This is a genomic window from Parabacteroides sp. 20_3 (genome assembly GCF_964238835.1).
Classification (GTDB): Bacteria; Bacteroidota; Bacteroidia; order Bacteroidales; family Tannerellaceae; genus Parabacteroides; species Parabacteroides distasonis.
In genome coordinates, this window is sequence record NZ_CAXSNO010000001.1 from 887,094 (window position 1) to 906,157 (window position 19,064).

17 protein-coding genes and 1 tRNA gene are annotated in these 19,064 nt (G+C 43.9%); 1 reads left to right on the top strand and 17 read right to left on the bottom strand.

Going from position 1 to position 19,064, the window contains the following annotated elements:
• Nucleotides 1-56: 56 nt before the first annotated feature.
• Both ACESPU_RS03725 and ACESPU_RS03730 read right to left on the bottom strand, forming a co-directional pair.
• A tRNA-Arg gene (locus ACESPU_RS03725) sits at nt 57-130 on the bottom strand.
• Nucleotides 131-208: 78 nt separating this feature from the next.
• Nucleotides 209-2,569 carry a BamA/TamA family outer membrane protein gene (locus ACESPU_RS03730; RefSeq protein WP_005865267.1) on the bottom strand — a complete coding sequence of 787 codons (2,361 nt, stop codon included), beginning with the start codon at nt 2,567-2,569 and terminating at the stop codon, nt 209-211.
• 76 nt (nt 2,570-2,645) lie between these two features.
• On the opposite strand from ACESPU_RS03730, the gene ACESPU_RS03735 reads away from it, so the two are divergent.
• Nucleotides 2,646-3,413, top strand: coding sequence for an RNA methyltransferase (locus tag ACESPU_RS03735; RefSeq protein WP_057329213.1), 768 nt, complete (start codon nt 2,646-2,648; stop codon nt 3,411-3,413).
• A gap of 276 nt (nt 3,414-3,689) precedes the next feature.
• On the opposite strand, the gene ACESPU_RS03740 is transcribed toward ACESPU_RS03735, so the two are convergent.
• The 15 genes from ACESPU_RS03740 to ACESPU_RS03810 form a co-directional block, all read right to left on the bottom strand.
• Nucleotides 3,690-4,475, bottom strand: coding sequence for a DUF4296 domain-containing protein (locus ACESPU_RS03740; protein ID WP_008778515.1), 786 nt, complete (start codon nt 4,473-4,475; stop codon nt 3,690-3,692).
• Nucleotides 4,476-5,093 (bottom strand): lipoprotein signal peptidase, encoded by a 618-nt coding sequence (locus ACESPU_RS03745; RefSeq protein WP_005865261.1) that lies wholly within the window; start codon nt 5,091-5,093, stop codon nt 4,476-4,478. It lies immediately after the preceding gene.
• Complete coding sequence (locus tag ACESPU_RS03750) at nt 5,094-5,474, bottom strand: TraR/DksA C4-type zinc finger protein (RefSeq protein ID WP_005855535.1); 381 nt, start codon at nt 5,472-5,474, stop codon at nt 5,094-5,096.
• Nucleotides 5,475-5,641: 167 nt separating this feature from the next.
• Complete coding sequence (gene ileS, locus ACESPU_RS03755; protein ID WP_005865260.1) at nt 5,642-9,064, bottom strand: isoleucine--tRNA ligase; 3,423 nt, start codon at nt 9,062-9,064, stop codon at nt 5,642-5,644.
• Between the two features lie 60 nt (nt 9,065-9,124).
• Entirely contained in the window at nt 9,125-10,168 is a 1,044-nt protein-coding gene (locus ACESPU_RS03760) for a DUF3810 domain-containing protein (RefSeq protein WP_250788684.1), read from the bottom strand.
• A 46-nt stretch (nt 10,169-10,214) separates the two neighbouring features.
• Nucleotides 10,215-10,685, bottom strand: a complete 471-nt coding sequence (locus tag ACESPU_RS03765; protein ID WP_005865254.1) for a D-Ala-D-Ala carboxypeptidase family metallohydrolase — start codon at nt 10,683-10,685, stop codon at nt 10,215-10,217.
• A gap of 12 nt (nt 10,686-10,697) precedes the next feature.
• Nucleotides 10,698-10,895 carry a hypothetical protein gene (locus ACESPU_RS03770; protein WP_005865252.1) on the bottom strand — a complete coding sequence of 66 codons (198 nt, stop codon included), beginning with the start codon at nt 10,893-10,895 and terminating at the stop codon, nt 10,698-10,700.
• A gap of 5 nt (nt 10,896-10,900) precedes the next feature.
• Complete coding sequence (locus tag ACESPU_RS03775) at nt 10,901-11,350, bottom strand: HU family DNA-binding protein (protein WP_005865250.1); 450 nt, start codon at nt 11,348-11,350, stop codon at nt 10,901-10,903.
• 200 nt (nt 11,351-11,550) lie between these two features.
• Nucleotides 11,551-12,054 carry a hypothetical protein gene (locus ACESPU_RS03780; RefSeq protein ID WP_130882283.1) on the bottom strand — a complete coding sequence of 168 codons (504 nt, stop codon included), beginning with the start codon at nt 12,052-12,054 and terminating at the stop codon, nt 11,551-11,553.
• Between the two features lie 1,157 nt (nt 12,055-13,211).
• Nucleotides 13,212-14,474: a nucleotide sugar dehydrogenase gene (locus ACESPU_RS03785; protein ID WP_005865246.1), complete on the bottom strand. Its 1,263-nt coding sequence runs from the start codon at nt 14,472-14,474 to the stop codon at nt 13,212-13,214.
• A gap of 14 nt (nt 14,475-14,488) precedes the next feature.
• Nucleotides 14,489-15,628, bottom strand: coding sequence for a dTDP-glucose 4,6-dehydratase (locus ACESPU_RS03790; RefSeq protein WP_005865244.1), 1,140 nt, complete (start codon nt 15,626-15,628; stop codon nt 14,489-14,491).
• A gap of 5 nt (nt 15,629-15,633) precedes the next feature.
• Nucleotides 15,634-16,545: a dTDP-4-dehydrorhamnose reductase gene (gene rfbD / locus ACESPU_RS03795; RefSeq protein WP_005865242.1), complete on the bottom strand. Its 912-nt coding sequence runs from the start codon at nt 16,543-16,545 to the stop codon at nt 15,634-15,636.
• A gap of 1 nt (nt 16,546) precedes the next feature.
• A complete protein-coding gene (rfbC, locus tag ACESPU_RS03800) occupies nt 16,547-17,128 on the bottom strand; it encodes a dTDP-4-dehydrorhamnose 3,5-epimerase (protein ID WP_005865240.1) in 582 nt (193 codons plus the stop codon).
• A 1-nt stretch (nt 17,129) separates the two neighbouring features.
• Nucleotides 17,130-18,035: a glucose-1-phosphate thymidylyltransferase RfbA gene (gene rfbA / locus ACESPU_RS03805; RefSeq protein ID WP_005865238.1), complete on the bottom strand. Its 906-nt coding sequence runs from the start codon at nt 18,033-18,035 to the stop codon at nt 17,130-17,132.
• Between the two features lie 108 nt (nt 18,036-18,143).
• On the bottom strand, nt 18,144-19,007 hold the full coding sequence (locus ACESPU_RS03810) for an ATP-grasp fold amidoligase family protein (RefSeq protein ID WP_005865236.1): 864 nt from the start codon (nt 19,005-19,007) through the stop codon (nt 18,144-18,146).
• Nucleotides 19,008-19,064: the final 57 nt, after the last annotated feature.

Consider the following 19,064-nt stretch of genomic DNA (forward strand, 5'->3'; position numbering starts at 1 on the left):
AAAAACTGGCATCTGATTATAACAAAAAAAGGGAGACTCTAAAAGAGTCTCCCTCGTGATCGGGCTGGGATTCGAACCCAGGACCCACAGCTTAGAAGGCTGTTGCTCTATCCAGCTGAGCTACCTGACCATCCTTATTTTCGTGGTGCAAAGGTAAGGATTTTTCTTTTCCTTGCAAACTTTTAGTACACTTTTTTACATATTGAATTTAGAATGGATAACCAACGGCAAAATGCAAGGCGAAATTATCCTTGAAATTAGGACGGGTTATCGCCCAACGCCTAGACTTTTTCTCCTGAGGATTATAAGCCTTGAAGCCTGTATCTAAACGTAGTAGAAAGAAATCAAAGTCCAAACGAAGTCCCAAACCATAGGAAACAGCGATCTCCTTGTAAAAACGAGAGAAATCAAAGTTTCCAGCCTTATAGCGTTCATCTGATACATTCCGGGTCCATATGTTTCCGGCATCTATGTAAGCCGCCAATTCAAACTTCCAAAAAAGTTTCGTTCGATATTCCAAGTTCAAATCCAAGCGGATATCCCCCGATTGAAGAGCGAAAGAAGTCGTGCTGTCAACTTCCATACTACCCGGACCTAACTCTCGTACAGACCATCCCCGGACACTATTCGCTCCCCCCGAGAAATAAGCACGCTCAAAAGGTAAATAGTTTGAGTTACCATAAGCCATCCCCACTCCCACTCCTATATGGAAAGCTAACTTGTTACGACTGTCAAGCACGATTCCTTTACTAAAATCGAAATCCAATTTCACATATTGCGCATATTCCGTACCAAACAACTCATAATAACCGTCATCATTTTTCTTCGCCCCCGTAAGATGCGAAAAGGCACTCAACAAATTCCCTGCGACCTCGACCGACGCACGTAGGGAATGCGTGTTTCTCAAACGATTCTGGGGAGAATAATTACTGAAGGAATAAGTATATCCCGAACTCATGATAAAATGGTTCGTATAGTTATACAACACCATATAATCCGGCAAGCTATTGATAAAGTCCATATTCTTATCCGGCAAATACACATAATTCAAGTCTACAAGCTTAAAGGTATGGCGTGCCTGTGTATTGCCCCGATCTTGCCAAATATAACTCCAACCACCAGATAGAATCGCCCTCGTATACTCCGGACGTTTTTGCAGGTTGTAACTTATTTTCGCTTCAGTTGACGCACGTAGCCGCCTACGAAAATCCGAACTCAAGAATGGGAACAAGAAACGAGGAAACAGCAAGGACCCTTCCGCACCTAACTCCCAGTAATTACCAAAGCCATTCGCCTTATTTCCGGATAACGCCTCGTAAGCCCCTCTCACCCTCGCCGAGAATAGCTCCGATCCTCGGAAGATATTCCTATGCTGATAATTCAAGCTGGAGGCAAACCCATAATCACCCGCCGAGTTAGTACCTTCCAAATCCACTCCCACCGTATTTATCTTCGCGGGAGAAGTGAGAATGTAACAATCCAACTTCATCGTATCCCGCTCCTCTACTTCCGTAAAACGTATATTTACGTTCCTCAAAGCCCTTAGAGAAGCGAACGCCGAATAGGTCTGCTCTATATTCTTCTCACTAAATAATTGCCCCGGACGAATATAAGTACTCCTCCGGAGCACGCTCGGACGGATACTCTTCCCGTTCCGGCCATATACGATATTCACCCCTGCGCTGAGCATCGTATCTGTAGCCATGAAACTAGCGTCCTCTCCTACCCCCATCGGATTATAATCGGTTAAGACCGTTACATCCTTAATATAATACTGACGATGCGGCTGATCCTCTACCGACCCATTGGGCAACACCTTCCGATAAGGTTTCATGGACATATCAAGATCCACGACATTTTGGTTAAAAGAACTATCAGCGATATATCCTAAATAATCCCGATTAAAACCATAATATCCGTTCCAGCGAAGTAAGGTCGTAATACGCTCCCGCTCCTTGTCCAATATATCCCGGTCAAATAAAGTTCCTTCCTTAACTAATTGGTTATACTCTTCCTGTGAGGACCGGAACGCAGAAGCTAAGGGAGAGCGGCGAGGCGCTTTCAGATGTGCCAAACTATCAATTTTCGGATCGGGGAACTTCATCGTGTAATTGCGTATCCTATACGGATCGTTCGCCTTTATATGGTAAGTTACAACCGCTTTCTTATGGCGTGTCGTATCGATCGTCGTTGATACATCCGCATGGACATACCCTTTATTAATGTAAAAACGCTCTAGTTCCATGGCGGACTGTTCCACCAACATCGTATCCAGCACCACGGGAGGCTCACCAATCCTACGTAACTGTTTATTGATCCATTTCTTCTCATTCTTACCAGACCAATCATAGACAAACAACTGCCACTTCATCAGACCAAACACCTTGAAGTTGGGTTGCTGCCTAAGATAAGATTTTAAATCCGCAGACTTATAATCCTTGTTATCCGACACGATCTCCACCTTATCCAGCAAATATTCCCCATCCGGCACAAACTTGGTCGTACTACAAGAGGCTAGCAGTAGTACGATACAGATAAAATAGCATATACGTAGAGATCGATTCATCATTCCAAGCTTTTTACGATCGCGAATGTACTGGAATTTAAAGAATTTACCGTACTTTTGTTTTGTAAAAAGAACTAAGATGCTAAGCAAGACCAAAGTCAAATACATCCGTTCTCTGGAATTAAAGAAATTCCGGAATGAAAATAATGTTTTTGTAGCCGAAGGAAATAAATTGGTAGCCGATATGTTACCGGCCTTTGAATGTGAGTTATTAATAGCCAAGCCATCTTGGATGGCTACACAAGGCGATATTCCGGCCAAGGAGTTATTGGTAGCGGAAAAAGATGATATTCGTAAAGCCAGCTTCCTGAAAAATCCCCAAGATGTACTCGCGATCTTTAAACGCCCCAATTGGGATATAACGGAAATAACGCCGGAAAAGGAGCTTGTTCTCGCATTAGACGGAATCCAAGATCCGGGCAACTTAGGTACGATCATCCGGTTAGCGGACTGGTTCGGTATTTCCCATATCGTATGCAGCAAAGATACCGCCGATGTTTTCAGTCCAAAAACCGTACAAGCCACTATGGGTGCGCTCGCCCACGTAAAAATACATTACACCGATCTGGAAACGTTCTTACAGGCCCAATCAGCCCAAGCCATACCTTTATACGGCACCTTCCTTGGCGGAGAAAACTTATATGAGAAAACCTTATCCGGAAACGGTATCTTGATAATGGGTAATGAAGGAAATGGAATACGTCCCGCCATCGAGGCTTTTGTAAACGAAAAATTATATATCCCGAACTATCCGGAAGGAAGAGACACCTCAGAGTCTCTCAATGTGGCCATCGCTACAGCTGTGGTCTGTGCCGAGTTTCGCAGACGCCAAGGGAATCCCGCTTAAACGATATATATGGACTGAACAACCCGGCGTAATCTTTTCGGTTAACGCCGGCCAAGATCCCATCACCTGCTTAAAACCAATCGCCGGTTCCGAGGAAAGAACCGGCACCAGCACTCCATCATAAAAAGCGGTTCCAGCTATCTCCTCATTCAACGGGTAAACACCATGAAACGCACCATTATCATCCAGTTCGATATAATGCATACGATAAACCTGCTTACACCAAACGTAATGAGCGGCAATTCTTCTCATAAGTACAATAAACAAATAGAGAGATTACTTAATAGAATCCTTTGGTAATTCGGCAAGCTCCTTACCATAGTTATATTTCATCAAGCTTAAGCTATCTATATACACCTTATAATAAGTCGTATCCATATTATCCATACGGATATATCCAAACACACGCTTTACTTTCTTAGTTGGTATAGTCTTCAAGATCGTCTCGTGATATCCATCTTTCGTGATCTTACTATTCACAGTCAAGGTCGTATCACCTTGGTCTGCGCTTAAACGTACCTCCGGCTTATAAGCCATTTTGTTATTCAATCCCCAGACACGCATGCCCAGCACGAAACTACTGCCCGAGGAATAATTCGTTTCCGGACGTATATCGAAAGTCACCCCATTAAATACAGAGGTAGGAGACAAGACCAGATAAGAACGGCGAGGCCAAATATCCACGGAATCCCGGTTAGATACGGGCGCAGCGTCTGCCTGCACATCCCCTAAGTTATTGATCCGTTTATTAAGATCGGCCAAGACCCGGTTGTAGACCTCCATGTAAATATCCAAGTTACGGCCGTACCACACCAACGAGCTATCATACACCGCTTGTGTAATATCATGCTTACGGAATACAGACTCATACAAGGCAAGCTTCATGGTATCGGATTTATAAGCGTTATAATCCACATTTACCATGGCCTCAGCCAGCAACATATCCGTCAAGACACCCTGCATCTTTTTCTCCGACAGAATACCATCCGGAACCTTACTACATGCCGCCAGCAACGTCGTGGCTAATAAAGCCATACCATATATCCGTAATTTTCTCCGCATTTATTTCTCTTCTTTCGAAAGGCTAGCCGACAAAGTATGCCGATAAAATATTAACAAAAGGAAAACTCCCACGCAAATCGCCGAGTCCGCCAAATTAAAGATCGGACGGAAGAAAACGAACTCCTGTCCACCCCAGATCGGAACCCAATCAGGGAATACGGTCTCTATCAATGGGAAATAGAACATATCCACCACCTTACCATGCAGCCAAGAGGCATAACCACCTCCCTCCGGCATAAAAGTAGCAAGTTGCCCGAAACTATGGTCGAAGATCACGCCATAGAATATCGAGTCGATTATATTTCCCACCGCCCCTGCGAAAACCAAAGATATACAGGCAATAAAACCGAATTTATAATTTTCTTTAACCAGCTTATACAAATAATATCCGATAAACAATACAGCCACGATACGGAATACGGAAAGGAATAATTTCCCAATCACCTCTATACCGAATGCCATACCCGGATTCTCGGTAAAATAGAGATAAAACCACGGAGTTATCTCTATACTCTCATGCAACTGCATGTGGGTCTTAATCCATATTTTCAGCGCTTGGTCAAGAAGAAGGAGCAGTATTATGATTAACACTGCTCCCCAACCTTTAGAATATCTCATTTACTTTGCACCTCCTTGTTTTGCTTCGATACTTAAAGTCGCATGAGGCACGGCACGTAGCCTTTCTTTCGGGATCAATTTACCAGTCTCCCGGCAAATACCGTAGGTCTTATTCTCGATACGGATCAAAGCGGCCTGCAAATTCTGGATGAATTTCATCTGGCGTTGCGCCAAACGGCCCGCCTCTTCCTTCGATAACGTAGAAGCGCCTTCCTCCAGCACCTTGAATGTAGGAGACGTATCAGCCACGTCGTTACCGTCGGAATTCGTAACCCCTGATCGCAAAAGCTCGTAATCCCTCTTCGCGATTTCCAGTTTCTCTAATATAATAGCGCGGAACTCCTCGAGCTCAGCGTCTGAATATCTTGTCTTCTCTGCCATGGTTCTAAAAAAATTTAGGTTCAACAATCGTTCAAATATCAATCAAAAAGAAGAATTAAGAATGAATATAAAATCATATTATTTCTTCTTTGCATGCAAAGATAATATAATTATCGATTTTCCTATATTTCATTCCTAATTCTTCCGCAAGAAATGCTATTCTATTTTTAAGCTTTCTCGATCTTTACGGACAATTTAAAGTCCTCGAAATCGAGTTCCGTAGCGTCGCTGATCGCATTATCCATGATTTCGATAGATTCCGCCAATACTTGGTTAGCGATATAATCCTTATAATCATGGATCGCCTCATCCATCTCCTCGCAAGAAAGAATGGATACATGGATCTTATCCGTTATATCGAAACCGCTGCTCTTACGCAAGTTTTGGATACGATTCACCAACTCACGGGCCAGCCCCTCCTTACGCAAATCCTCGGTTACGGTAATATCCAAAGCGACTGTCAAGCGACCTTCATTAGCGACCAACCAACCCGGGATATCCTCAGAGATGATCTCTACATCCGTACGCTCCAAAACGGCCTCCTGTCCATCTACCATCAAGGTAAACGTTCCGGCTTTCTCGAAAGCGTTGATATCTTCTTGGCTCATCGATTGAATCGTGGCGGCCAACGCCTTCATGATCTTTCCGTAGCGCGGGCCCAACTTCTTAAAGTCCGGTTTGATCTTCTTCACCAAGATACCTGCCGTATTATCCACGAACTTCAGCTCCTTCACGTTCACCTCGTTCAAGATCAGGTTCTTCACGGCCTCGATACTCTCTTGTTGATGAGCGTCTACAACCGGAATCATTACCGTATGCAACGGCTGGCGAACCTTGATATTCACCTTGCGGCGAAGAGCCAATACCATAGAAGAAACATCTTGAGCCATTTGCATACGCTCTTCCAAATTCTTGTCGATCTTAGACTCGTCGTAAACCGGGAAATCGGACAAGTGTACGGACTCAACGTTCTCACGTCCCGTAACAGCGACCAAGTCTAAGAATAACTGATCGGCATAGAACGGAGCGATCGGAGCCATCAACTTAGCCACTGTCTCCAAGCAAGTATATAAAGTCTGGTAAGCGGACAACTTATCCTCCGTCATACCACCACCCCAGAAACGGCGGCGGTTCAAACGCACATACCAGTTACTCAAGTTATCATTTACGAAATCAGAGATAGCACGTCCGGCACGAGTCGGCTCGTAAGCCTCCAAGTAGCCATCCACATCCTTCACCAAGCTGTTCAACAGAGAAAGGATCCAACGGTCAATCTCCGGACGCTTGCTCCATTCCACATCCGGATCGGAGTAGTCGAAGCCATCCACGTTCGCGTACAAAGCGAAGAATGAATACGTATTATATAATGTACCAAAGAACTTACGGCGAACTTCCTCGATACCATCGATATCAAACTTAATATTATCCCATGGTGAAGCGTTCGTGATCATGTACCAACGCAACGGGTCCGAACCATATTTCTCGATCGTAGAGAATGGATCAACAGCGTTGCCCAAGCGTTTAGACATCTTGTTTCCGTTCTTATCCAATACCAGACCGTTAGACACGACAGCCTTGTAAGCCACGCTATCAAAGATCATGGTGCCCAGAGCATGCAGGGTAAAGAACCAACCGCGTGTCTGGTCAACACCCTCAGCGATAAAGTCAGCCGGATAGATCTGACGATTATCGAACTCCTTCAAGTTCTCGAACGGATAGTGGATCTGGGCATAAGGCATAGCACCGGAATCGAACCATACGTCGATCAAGTCTGTCTCACGCTTCATCGGCTTGCCGGAAGCGGAAACCAAGATAATATCATCCACATACGGACGGTGCAAATCGATCTTCTCGTAGTTTTCCTTCGTATAATCTCCCGGAGCGAAGTCCTTATAAGGGTTAGACTCCATAAAGCCGGCCTTCACCGATTTCTCGATCTCGCCGAACAGCTCTACCACGGAACCGATACACTTCTCCTCGCTACCATCTTCCGTACGCCAGATCGGTAACGGAGTACCCCAATAACGACTGCGGCTCAAGTTCCAGTCTTGCAAGTTCTCCAGCCATTTGCCGAAACGTCCCGTACCCGTGCTCTGCGGTTTCCAGTTGATCGTATTGTTCAACTCGATCATGCGCTCACGGCAAGCGGTCGTGCGGATAAACCAGCTATCCAACGGATAATACAATACCGGCTTATCAGTACGCCAGCAATGCGGGTAATTGTGGACATGCTTCTCGATCTTGAACACCCGGTTCTGGGCCTTCAGCATCATGCAGATCTCAATATCCAATGTCTCATCTTTATCCGTCTTCGTATCATCGTAAGCGTTCTTCACGAATTTTCCTTGCCATGGATCATAATCAGAAGCGTTCATACAATTTTGTACAAACTCCGGAGCCAAGTCTTCTAGCTTATAGAACTTACCGGTCATATCCACCATAGGGCGCATATTTCCATCCTTATCCTGCATCATCAAAGGAGGGACCCCGAATGTTTTCGCCACACGGTTATCGTCCGCACCAAACGTCGGCGCAATATGTACGATACCCGTACCATCCTCTGTCGTAACGAAATCACCCGTGATCACACGAAATGCACCTTCACCCGGATTTACCCATGGGATCAATTGCTCATATTTCATACCGGCCAACTCGGAACCCTTCCACTCACCTACTACGCTGAAAGGAACCAGCTTGTCACCCGGTTTGTAATCAGACAAAGAAAGCTCCGCAGCTTTCGGATTGAAATAAGCAGACAATAAATCTTTCGCTATAACAGCAGTCATCGGGATACCCGTGTAAGGGTTATAAGTCTGTACAGCCAGATAAGTAATATTCGGGCCTACGCAAAGCGCCGTATTGGAAGGCAACGTCCAAGGAGTCGTTGTCCATGCCAAGAAATAAGGATCGCCGAATTGTGCCATCTCCGGTTTCGGGTCCAATATATGGAACTGTGCCGTACAAGTCGTATCCTTCACGTCACGATAACAGCCTGGTTGGTTCAACTCGTGCGTGCTCAAGCCCGTACCCGCGGCGGGAGAATACGGTTGGATCGTATAGCCTTTATATAAAAGGCCTTTCTTATAAAGCTCTTTCAATAGATACCACAAGGTCTCGATATAGCGGTTATCATATGTGATATACGGATTCTCCATATCCACCCAATAACCCATCTTCTGCGTCAGATCCTCCCACTCTTTCGTGAACTTCATCACGTCCTTACGGCAAGCGGCGTTATACTCAGCGACAGAAATCTTCTTACCGATATCTTCCTTCGTGATGCCCAAAGCCTTCTCCACGCCTAACTCGACAGGCAGACCGTGTGTATCCCAACCCGCCTTACGATTCACCAAGAATCCCTTCATGGTTTTATAGCGGCAGAAAATATCCTTAATCGAACGGGCGATAACATGGTGAATACCCGGCATACCGTTTGCGGATGGAGGACCCTCGTAGAATACGAATGTAGGATGTCCCTCTCTTGTTTCAAGACTCTTATGGAAGATGTCTCCATCCTTCCATTTCTTCAGCACCTCTTTATTTACGTTCGACAAGTCAAACTTAGAATATTCGGTAAATTTCTTACTCATATCGCGATGTATTTATCTTGCTTCTAAAAAATTGCCGCAAAGTTAGTGATTTCTTTCGAATTAGACAATAGCGATCAATAAGGCGATCACCTCCGAATAATTAGCGGTTCCAGTAGGTATCTTATTGCCTTTCAGGAAAAGATTATAGACCACGTCTTGTGCCTCGCCGATCAACGGGCTGTATAAGGATTGCCAATAGGCGACTTTCTCGTTATACAAGTCCTTGATCTCGGGGCGTAATCTTTTCTTCCATGCCTCAAAAGCGTCCTTATCCAAAGCCACATATGCGTTACTCAGCGCATAAGGCAGCAAAGAGAAGTAACCAGAGAACCGGATTTCCGGCACGGAAGAACCCGTGCATATTAAATAACTGTATAGATTAGCCTCGGCCTCGTTGGATATACTAAGCACATGAGCCATCTCATGGGCGTAGGTGGCGGGATATTGCACGGGCAAGAGCTGGCCGTTCAAATTGAACTCCGTAAAAAACGGCCCCATATATCCCATCACCCCTACTCCACTCATCAACCGGGAGAACAGCATCGTTTTAGGATGAAGATAGGTTCCGGGAGTGGTAAGCCCGAAACGAGTAGGCAATTCCCGATATCCTTCCTGCACCGCCTCTTTCACGACCTCCCGATCGATCGTCTCTATCGGAACCCATGAGGCGTTCAGGGAATCCGTGTAGGCATCCAAGAAGGATTGGAAATGTTCCGAGGAAAAAGGCACATAAGTGGTTCGCGTACGAGTGAAAAAATCTTCCCGGAAATAATTCAATCCCCAAGCGATATAGAACCAGACATACACCCATGCCAGATATTCCACGACATGCCTTATTGTCCTCCCGATCCTCCGCCTCCTTATAATCGCATACGACAGATACCCTAATAACCCGGCGATGCTACCATAAATAAAACAATCCCCTACGGAAAAAGGGAACAAGCAGGAGAAACGAGATAGCATACCCGATACCCATGGATAAATCGAACGGGAATACCATTCGCCTAATCTGGGATTTCCCATCACGATCCATATTGCGACAAGAAAAATCGCCAATATAATCCAACGAACACGTATCTTTTTTAGATATTCAAGTTTAATCATAGGAGGCAAATATATCATATCCTTTTCAGTCCACACAGTTTTATTATTAAAAAAGAACTAACGCTCCACAACTACAGAACATACAGACAACACAAAGCATATAAACTAACACTTGCATCCTGTTATTTCCATTTATCTTTAAGGAAAGATGCAAAAAACGTCTTCGTCCATATAATATAGCTTGGTCAAATACTAAACCGGAACATTGCAATACATCCAACAATTTTTCCGGCCCATCGGCAACATAGCAATCTGCCGCTTCTCCTTTCAAGTGTTGGCTGGTAACGACCCCGCCAGCAAGACGATTTACCTTCTCATTCCGATATCCACTCAATATAGCAATCGGTGCCCCATACAATAGACGTAATGGTTCCAATAAACCAACTGCCAAATTTTGAAGCGCTAGACATGCACAAGGAGGAGGCTGATTATTTATCGCATTGTCCACGGCAATACCACTATAAGTAAACTCATCCAAACAAAAATGCTCTGTTAACCTTTTATCATGTCTTTCCATAATTTTCAATTTTCAATTATTAATTTTCAATTTATAAGAGTAGTCCACTCCAAAAAGGGCCCCGGCAAACGTACTGATCTCACCGAAAGCCACCAGTACACTGTTATCGATCAATCCTTGCGGATCAATCCAGAATCCGCTGAAGAGAAGTGTGATCCCGCTCATTGAGAGCAGGATCGCAACAATTAATTGAATCGTCAAACGCCTCATAGCTCTTAGATTTCATCCGGACTTTCACTATCACTCCCGTTTCCACCCGTATCTTCTTCATTTGGAAGCACAGTCTTCTCAAAACTTGTCCGGCTCTTGGCTACGCGTAGCGCCTTGCCCGGGTAGAACCGTACTTTCGGCTCCCGAATCAAGTTCGTTGAAAACGTCTTCTCATCCGGTACCCCCGACGATCCGAAACAAAAGCGGAAAAGTCCCAGCTCACCTACACTGACACGCCTGCCATGCTGTAAATGACGGACCAACACCACATTCATACGATCCAGAACCGCCTTCACGCTAGCGCTACCTACACCAGAGCTATCTGCCACCTCCTCCGCAAATTCATCAAAAGTAACCAGATCTCCATACACCATTTGAGCGTATACCTTTTCAGGAATAGATTCGTGATCCTCACCTAGATTCTTTCTCATTACTAATTTAAATTTCAATGCCATAACTATACGTTTTTAATGAATAAATGAATGTAACCATGCTTCGAACACATGACAAAGGTATAATAGCCACAAAGCCTGACTTCGATGACGCAAAACAGTTAACGACCTAGCAGCCAACACACACATTCCCAAATCAACGAAAAACACACCAAATTTCATCGACTTCAATCCACGTACATTTAACATTTATCAATAAAGAATCACATCTCATCCGTTATTTCCCTCTTCCCCGCCAGTTCCAAAATATCACTTGGTAATATATTCAATGCGCTCAAACGGCTAGCCAAGGATTTCGGCAAGACCTCCGAATTAGGATCCGATAAACTCCGGACGGAAAACGCCATACATAAACAAGCCGCCAAATGAGAATAAGGCAAACGCCCATCCCGATCCGTAAACTCCACCAGCTTCGCCATCCGCAAAAACAAGTCCGGTCGATGCAACTCATAACGGGCATTCTTCCACGGCGTATGCCTTGTCAAATACCACACCATCAAGTTCTCCCCTCGCTCCCTATCCAAATAACCATCCACCAATCTCCGATATCCCATCGGCAACTCTTCATAATGCCCGAAAGCCAGCTTACAAAACCCCAGCAAATGCCTTTCCCTATCTTCCGCCGACAATCCGGCCAGACGCACACTAAACAACTCAACGGTAGGCCAACCCCGAAATTCGCCTAATAGTCCCTTCAAATCTTTCATAAGATTTTTCATTTCCACGATCACAGGGGGAATATTTATCCCTGCGCCGCAGAAGGCCGAATCCCACATTTATATATGGATCATCAAGGCATACATAAAAACAGAACCGGCCTCCTTACCTCCCCGAAGGGAGAAAGAAGACCGGTACAAAATCTTTATTCTATATCGATTCTACAGTCTATTCTATCATCTACACATTCATCATCGCACCTTTGTGGTTCTCATTTCTTGCAAACACTTCCATGGAAGTTCCTCTTTCTTTTTTGGCGTTATACCGATAAGCATATCGGCGATATGTACTCCCATGATTGACACCATGGGAGTTGAAGACATAGAAGAGGAGATATCTTAAAAATCGACTCCACATAAACAAAAGTAAACCGCCAATAGTGCTTTCCTAATTAATTTATGGCAATCACGCAACACCTTTGTTGGTACTCTAATTAGAGCATGCACCAATGTATAGGCTCTTTTGTAGCACCTACCTAATTTTATGTTAAAAACATTGAATTTAACCATTAGTACATACCAACTCTATATTCTGGGGTATGAGATTAACAAAGTCCTTACAATCATTAAAAATATTTTTAAAATATTCACCAAGGAAATCCCAAGCTCACTTCCCCCGCTGCCTCACAGTACTGATTACACCATGATATGCAGCTGCCATTTCTACACCTTCGTCACGACCAAAGTGTAACATACTGTTACATTGCATAGTAAGTGATCATCAGACTCTTTCTTCAAGAATAAGATTCTCTTCATTATAATCACGTTCCTTTCTAAAGAAGAAATCCAAACTGTCCGTAAAGACCAAGGCTCTCTTTTCACCTCCTTGATCATACGCTTTAACATATTAGCCCGGACATGTGACAGGCACAGTTGATGTTCAGCCTCCTTAAATGTACGGATTTCAACCCATCTCCTATGAAAACATCTTAACCATTTTTCAAACAGGTTATACGGTACCTTATTTCTAAAACAGAAGGATCGGATGGAATCCTTGTTCGTGACCGCTTCGGATTTGTAGCGGAGGAAAAAAATTTCAGAATTGTTATTGCTCTACATATTAATTGGGTTTTAATTACAGCAACAAAGATCTATATTTCTGTTGAATGATGCTATACGTCATTTTTGGACGCTAACCTTAATTTAGATTAATCCCTTCTATATACATCTCGTGTATATACCTTATTTTTCACATCATCCAATTCCACATCATATCGATTGGCTATAATAGCCGCACTACGTTTTTTAAAGAGATCCAAATCATTAACAACTTCTGACCCAAAAAATGTAGTATTATCCGACAAGGCTGGTTCATAAACAATCACAGTAGCTCCTTTTGCTTTCACTCGTTTCATTATTCCTTGAATAGAAGATTGTCTAAAATTATCAGAATTAGACTTCATCGTCAATCGATAAACACCGATCGTAACAGGATGTTCCCGTACACTACTCCATTCATTCTCTTCCCCGTAAGCATAATAACCCGCCATACGAAGTACTTGATCTGCTATAAAGTCTTTCCTAGTCCGGTTACTCTCCACAATCGCTTCTATCAAATTTTCGGGTACATCCGCATAATTAGCGAGTAATTGTTTTGTATCTTTCGGCAGACAATACCCCCCATAGCCAAAAGAAGGATTATTATAGTGATTACCGATACGAGGATCCAAACACACACCATTTATGATCGATTGAGTATCCAACCCCTTCATTTCCGCATACGTATCCAACTCATTAAAATAAGAAACACGTAGTGCAAGATATGTATTTGCGAATAGTTTTACGGCCTCAGCTTCTGTCAACCCCATAAATAAGGTATCTATATTTTCTTTTATAGCACCTTCTTGCAACAGTTCAGCAAAAATATGAGCGGCATCTACCAATTCCGGATCAGACAAATCCGTACCCACGATGATCCGGCTAGGATACAAATTATCATACAAAGCCTTAGACTCTCTCAAGAACTCCGGACTAAAAAGAATACGCTTTGTATGAAACCGCTCACGTACGGAAATCGTATAACCAACAGGTATCGTACTTTTAATGACCATAAAAGCATTTGGATTAAAACGAAGCACCTGCTCTATCACAGCCTCAACAGCGGACGTATCAAAGAAATTTCGCTGGCTATCATAATTTGTCGGAGCCGCTATCACCACAAAATCAGCGTCCTTATAAGCCATCTCCGCATCTAGCGTAGCTTTCAAATTCAATTTATGACTAGCCAAATACTCTTCTATGTAATCATCTTGAATCGGTGATTTTTTATTATTGATCAAATCTACCTTCTCAGGAACTATGTCTATGGCTACCACCTCATGATGCTGTGATAACAAAGTGGCAATTGATAAACCAACGTAACCGGTACCGGCTACGGCTATTTTGTATTGTTTGTTGACTATATAGCTCATTTTATAATTATTTTTCAACGATTTCCATACATTTCTACATAGTAATCTTGGTATTCACCATTAATAATATTTTCACACCATTCATGCTTCTCCAAGTACCATCTCACAGTCCTCTCGATACCCTCCTCGAATTGCAAGCTAGGCTCCCAGCCGAGTTCCTTTTGCAACTTTGTTGAGTCGATGGCATAGCGTACGTCATGGCCTAAACGGTCAGTCACGTAGGTGATAAGATCCATATCCTCACCCTCTTTACGTCCTAACAGACTATCCACCGTATTGATCACCACCTTGATGATATCGATATTCTTCCACTCGTTGAAGCCACCGATATTGTAGGTCTCGGCGATCTTTCCGTTGTGGAAAATCAAGTCTATCGCACGGGCATGATCCTCCACGAACAGCCAGTCGCGCACGTTCTCGCCCTTGCCATAGACCGGTAGCGGCTTGCGGTGACGGATGTTGTTGATGAATAGGGGTATCAGTTTCTCCGGGAATTGATAGGGGCCATAGTTGTTTGAGCAATTTGTCACGATGGTCGGCATGCCGTAAGTATCGTGATAGGCACGTACAAAATGGTCTGAACTTGCCTTACTCGCTGAATAGGGCGAATGAGGATTGTATTTCGTTGTCTCATAGAAGAAATCATCTCCGTATGCCAAGTGATGCTCACCGGAGGAAGCCGCTGTCATGAACGGGGGCTCGATTCCTTCCGGATGGTTCATCGTCAACGCTCCATACACCTCATCGGTAGAGATATGATAGAAGCGTTTACCCTCATACTTCTCCGGCAGGCTTTCCCAATACAACTTAGCGGCTTGGAGCAAAGCCAAAGTACCCATCACATTGGTCCGGGCGAATGTAAACGGATCCTTGATACTTCGGTCTACATGGCTCTCGGCCGCCAAATGGATGATACCATCGATCTGCTCATCCCGCATCAATTGATAGAACGCCTCAAAGTCGCAAATGTCCATCCTCACAAACTTATAGTTTGGTTTGTCCTCCACATCCTTTAGGTTTGCCAAGTTGCCGGCGTAGGTCAGCTTGTCCAAATTAATGATGTTATATCCCGGATATTTGTTTACAAACAGACGTACAACGTGAGAGCCGATGAAGCCCGCACCACCGGTGATTACTATATTTCGTTTTGCCATGATTCTTAACAGTTGTTTTTTAAATTAGTGATACATCGTTTTAAGGATTCCGTCCAATAAGGAACTCGAACGCCGAATGTTTCTTTGATTTTTGTTTTGTCCAATACCAAATAGGACGGACGTTTTACGGGGCTGGGGAACTCGTCGCTATGACAAGGCCGGATATCACAAGCGGTCGTGCCATTGTATTCGGCGATCATCTTCGTGAAGTCGAACCAAGAGCAGACCCCCTCGTTGGAGTAATGATAGATGCCGCTCTTGCCATAAATAGCGCAAGCTATGTCCGTCGCATAATCACGCAAGACTGCCGCTATGGCTTTCGCCAAATCGTAAGCGTATGTCGGTGTACCAGCCTGATCGAATACCACCTTCAGTTGGGGCCGAGTAGCCGTAAGGTGCATCATCGTTTTGCAAAAGTTTTTCCCGAACTCACTGTACAACCAAGCGGTACGAATTATCACATGCTTGCAACCTACAGTCATGATCTTCTGCTCACCCCGCAATTTTGTCATACCATACACACCGGTTGGCGTACCCTGTTGATCCTCTTGGCAGGGCACATTGTAAGGCTCTTTGCCAAACACATAATCCGTAGAGATCTGCACCAACAAACCATTGACCGCCTTCATCGCCTTGGCCAAATTTTCCGGGGCCTCGGCATTCAGCCTCTCGGCCAACGCCTCATTACTCTCCGCCGCATCTACGTTGGTATAGGCGGCGCAATTCACGATAACGTCGATGCGCCGCTCCGCAACCAGTACCCTCACCGCTTCCAAATCCGTAATATCCAAAAAGACAGTCTCTACTCCTTCCACTTGATTCACATCCGTGAATACATAGTGGTCATCACTTTCCCGGGTGATGATACGTATCTCGTTTCCCAACTGCCCGTTGGCTCCTGTCACCAATATATTCATCTTATTCAAATTCAAGGTATAAATTTACATGATAATCAAACGGTGAGTCAAAATCCTCCAAGCATGGATGCTTTATATCCTTCTCCGAGAGAAGGGCCTTATCCATTGGTATCCGCCAATCTATGCCCAGACTCTCATCCTTTATACAGATGCCCCCATCCGCTTGCGGAGCATAGAAATTATCGCATTTGTATTGGAAAACAGCTATCTCACTCAATACCGCGAATCCATGAGCGAACCCTCTGGGCACGAAAAACTGGCGATGGTTATCCTCACTCAATTCAACGGCTACATGCTTACCATAAGTTGGACTTCCTTTGCGAATATCCACGGCTACGTCAAGGACACATCCTTTCACGCAACGCACCAATTTGCTCTGCGTAAAAGGGGGCCTCTGAAAATGCAAGCCGCGCATCACTCCGTATGAGGACATACTCTCATTATCCTGTACGAAATTTATCTTACGAACCTTCTCCTCGAACTCTCGCTGCGAGAAACTCTCGAAGAAGTATCCCCGAGCGTCATCAAACACCTTCGGCTCAATGATCACCACGCCCTCTATATCTGTCTTTATTACCTCCATCTTAACCTAAATTCGGATCTCCTGTCTCCTTTAATTCCTCAATTACCTTTAGTAGATATTGCCCATATTGGTTCTTAAGCATGGGTTGCGCCAGCTCTCGCATACGCTCCTCGGTTATCCATCCCTGACGGTATGCAATACCCTCCAAGCAGGCCACTTTCACCCCCTGACGCTTCTCCAATACCTCGATATACGTAGATGCCTCGCTCAGGGAGTCGTGCGTACCGGTATCCAGCCAAGCGAAGCCTCGGCCTAAAGTCTGGACTTTCAGCGCTCCATCCTCCAAGAATCGTTGGTTGACCGTAGTGATCTCATACTCTCCACGTGCGGACGGTTGAATGCTACCCGCTACATCAACAACCTTGTTCGGGTAGAAATACAATCCGACCACGGCGTAGTTGCTCTTGGGACACTCCGGCTTCTCTTCGATACTCAGGCAACTGCCGGCCTGGTCGAACTCGGCCACGCCATAACGCTCCGGATCACTCACCCAATAGCCAAAAACAGTAGCCCTATTCTCTTCCTCCGCAGTACGAACCGCCTCCTTTAGCATCAAGGTAAATCCATTACCATGGAAGATATTATCACCTAGCACCAAGCAAATGCTGTCATCACCGATGAATTCTGCTCCAATGGTAAATGCCTGTGCCAATCCATCCGGAGAGGGCTGTTCTGCATACTCGAAACGCACCCCATAATCAGAGCCATCCCCAAGCAGACGCTTGAATCCCGGCAAATCATAGGGCGTTGATATAATCAAGATATCCCGGATGCCCGCCAGCATTAACACACTGATAGGATAATACACCATCGGCTTATCAAAAATAGGGAGCAACTGCTTGCTCACTCCCTTAGTGATTGGGTAGAATCGGGTACCCGAGCCACCGGCTAAAACAATTCCTTTCATAATTATGAATTTTCAATTATTAGTATTTAACTCAGAATACCTCACAAATAAAGATCCGGTAAAACAGGACAAATACATTTACAAAGAAAAATCATTCCAACACTTTCCCTAAAAGTCCAATTCCTTTATTTTCCATAAATCCCCCAACATCAAATCAGCTTCAATAGGGGAAATCTCCTCAAATCCACTACCATTAGTAAATGTCATTTCACCAAAATAAATTTTCCCATCAACATTATATAGATCTACTCGAACATGAGAAAAGCCTCGAGATAATTTTTTTACTATTTCAATCATTATATCGAAATTTTTCGGCTTATCTACTACACCTTTAAAATTACCATATGATCGTTGATTCCACGCTTGAATATTCCATTTCAAATCATAAACATTTCTAGTATGATTTGTAAATCTATCCATATCAACCCAACAATAGTAAGGCACTCCATCAAAACATAAAAACTTATAGTCAACCAAATCAGAGCCTCTAGAATCTATAAATTCTTCTGCGATAATTTTAGGCGAAATATCCTTATAATGCATTTCACAGTACCTACAACTATAATCCGTCTCTAAAGAGAATTTCAATTTCCTTTTCAACTCTATTTTTTTAGCAAGTGTTATCGCTTTTTTATTGCGAATAATCACCGCATCTCCAGAACCATGATTAGTTTTAAGAACAAATTGATTAGGTAATATATCGAGATTTACATCGTCATATTTATCCCATACCGCTAGTAATGGGACCAAATACTCACTTCCAACTTTATCTGCGACCCAATCTCTCACTTTATACTTATCTGAACACAATGTTTTTCGAGGATCTTTATCGAATAATTTCGCCCACTGCATTTTTTCAGTATAAGTTTTTAGGTTTTCCCAATCCAGTTCTTTACCTTGCCTATTTTTATAAAGACACGCATCATAAGCTTTAAGTTCCTCATCAGACATTCTCGAAACAGCCAAAGACATTTTTTGTTTCTTAAAAAATCTTTATAATATTTAATATAAGCAATCGATTGGTATATC

Bases quoted from the DNA above. Each gene is read 5' to 3' on its own strand.
- ACESPU_RS03730 (WP_005865267.1), bottom strand. From the start codon at position 2,569: ATGATGAATCGATCTCTACGTATATGCTATTTTATCTGTATCGTACTA.
- ACESPU_RS03735 (WP_057329213.1), top strand. From the start codon at position 2,646: ATGCTAAGCAAGACCAAAGTCAAATACATCCGTTCTCTGGAATTAAAG.
- ACESPU_RS03740 (WP_008778515.1), bottom strand. From the start codon at position 4,475: ATGCGGAGAAAATTACGGATATATGGTATGGCTTTATTAGCCACGACG.
- ACESPU_RS03745 (WP_005865261.1), bottom strand. From the start codon at position 5,093: ATGAGATATTCTAAAGGTTGGGGAGCAGTGTTAATCATAATACTGCTC.
- ACESPU_RS03750 (WP_005855535.1), bottom strand. From the start codon at position 5,474: ATGGCAGAGAAGACAAGATATTCAGACGCTGAGCTCGAGGAGTTCCGC.
- ileS (WP_005865260.1), bottom strand. From the start codon at position 9,064: ATGAGTAAGAAATTTACCGAATATTCTAAGTTTGACTTGTCGAACGTA.
- ACESPU_RS03760 (WP_250788684.1), bottom strand. From the start codon at position 10,168: ATGATTAAACTTGAATATCTAAAAAAGATACGTGTTCGTTGGATTATA.
- ACESPU_RS03765 (WP_005865254.1), bottom strand. From the start codon at position 10,685: ATGGAAAGACATGATAAAAGGTTAACAGAGCATTTTTGTTTGGATGAG.
- ACESPU_RS03770 (WP_005865252.1), bottom strand. From the start codon at position 10,895: ATGAGGCGTTTGACGATTCAATTAATTGTTGCGATCCTGCTCTCAATG.
- ACESPU_RS03775 (WP_005865250.1), bottom strand. From the start codon at position 11,350: ATGGCATTGAAATTTAAATTAGTAATGAGAAAGAATCTAGGTGAGGAT.
- ACESPU_RS03780 (WP_130882283.1), bottom strand. From the start codon at position 12,054: ATGAAAGATTTGAAGGGACTATTAGGCGAATTTCGGGGTTGGCCTACC.
- ACESPU_RS03785 (WP_005865246.1), bottom strand. From the start codon at position 14,474: ATGAGCTATATAGTCAACAAACAATACAAAATAGCCGTAGCCGGTACC.
- ACESPU_RS03790 (WP_005865244.1), bottom strand. From the start codon at position 15,628: ATGGCAAAACGAAATATAGTAATCACCGGTGGTGCGGGCTTCATCGGC.
- rfbD (WP_005865242.1), bottom strand. From the start codon at position 16,545: ATGAATATATTGGTGACAGGAGCCAACGGGCAGTTGGGAAACGAGATA.
- rfbC (WP_005865240.1), bottom strand. From the start codon at position 17,128: ATGGAGGTAATAAAGACAGATATAGAGGGCGTGGTGATCATTGAGCCG.
- rfbA (WP_005865238.1), bottom strand. From the start codon at position 18,035: ATGAAAGGAATTGTTTTAGCCGGTGGCTCGGGTACCCGATTCTACCCA.
- ACESPU_RS03810 (WP_005865236.1), bottom strand. From the start codon at position 19,007: ATGTCTTTGGCTGTTTCGAGAATGTCTGATGAGGAACTTAAAGCTTAT.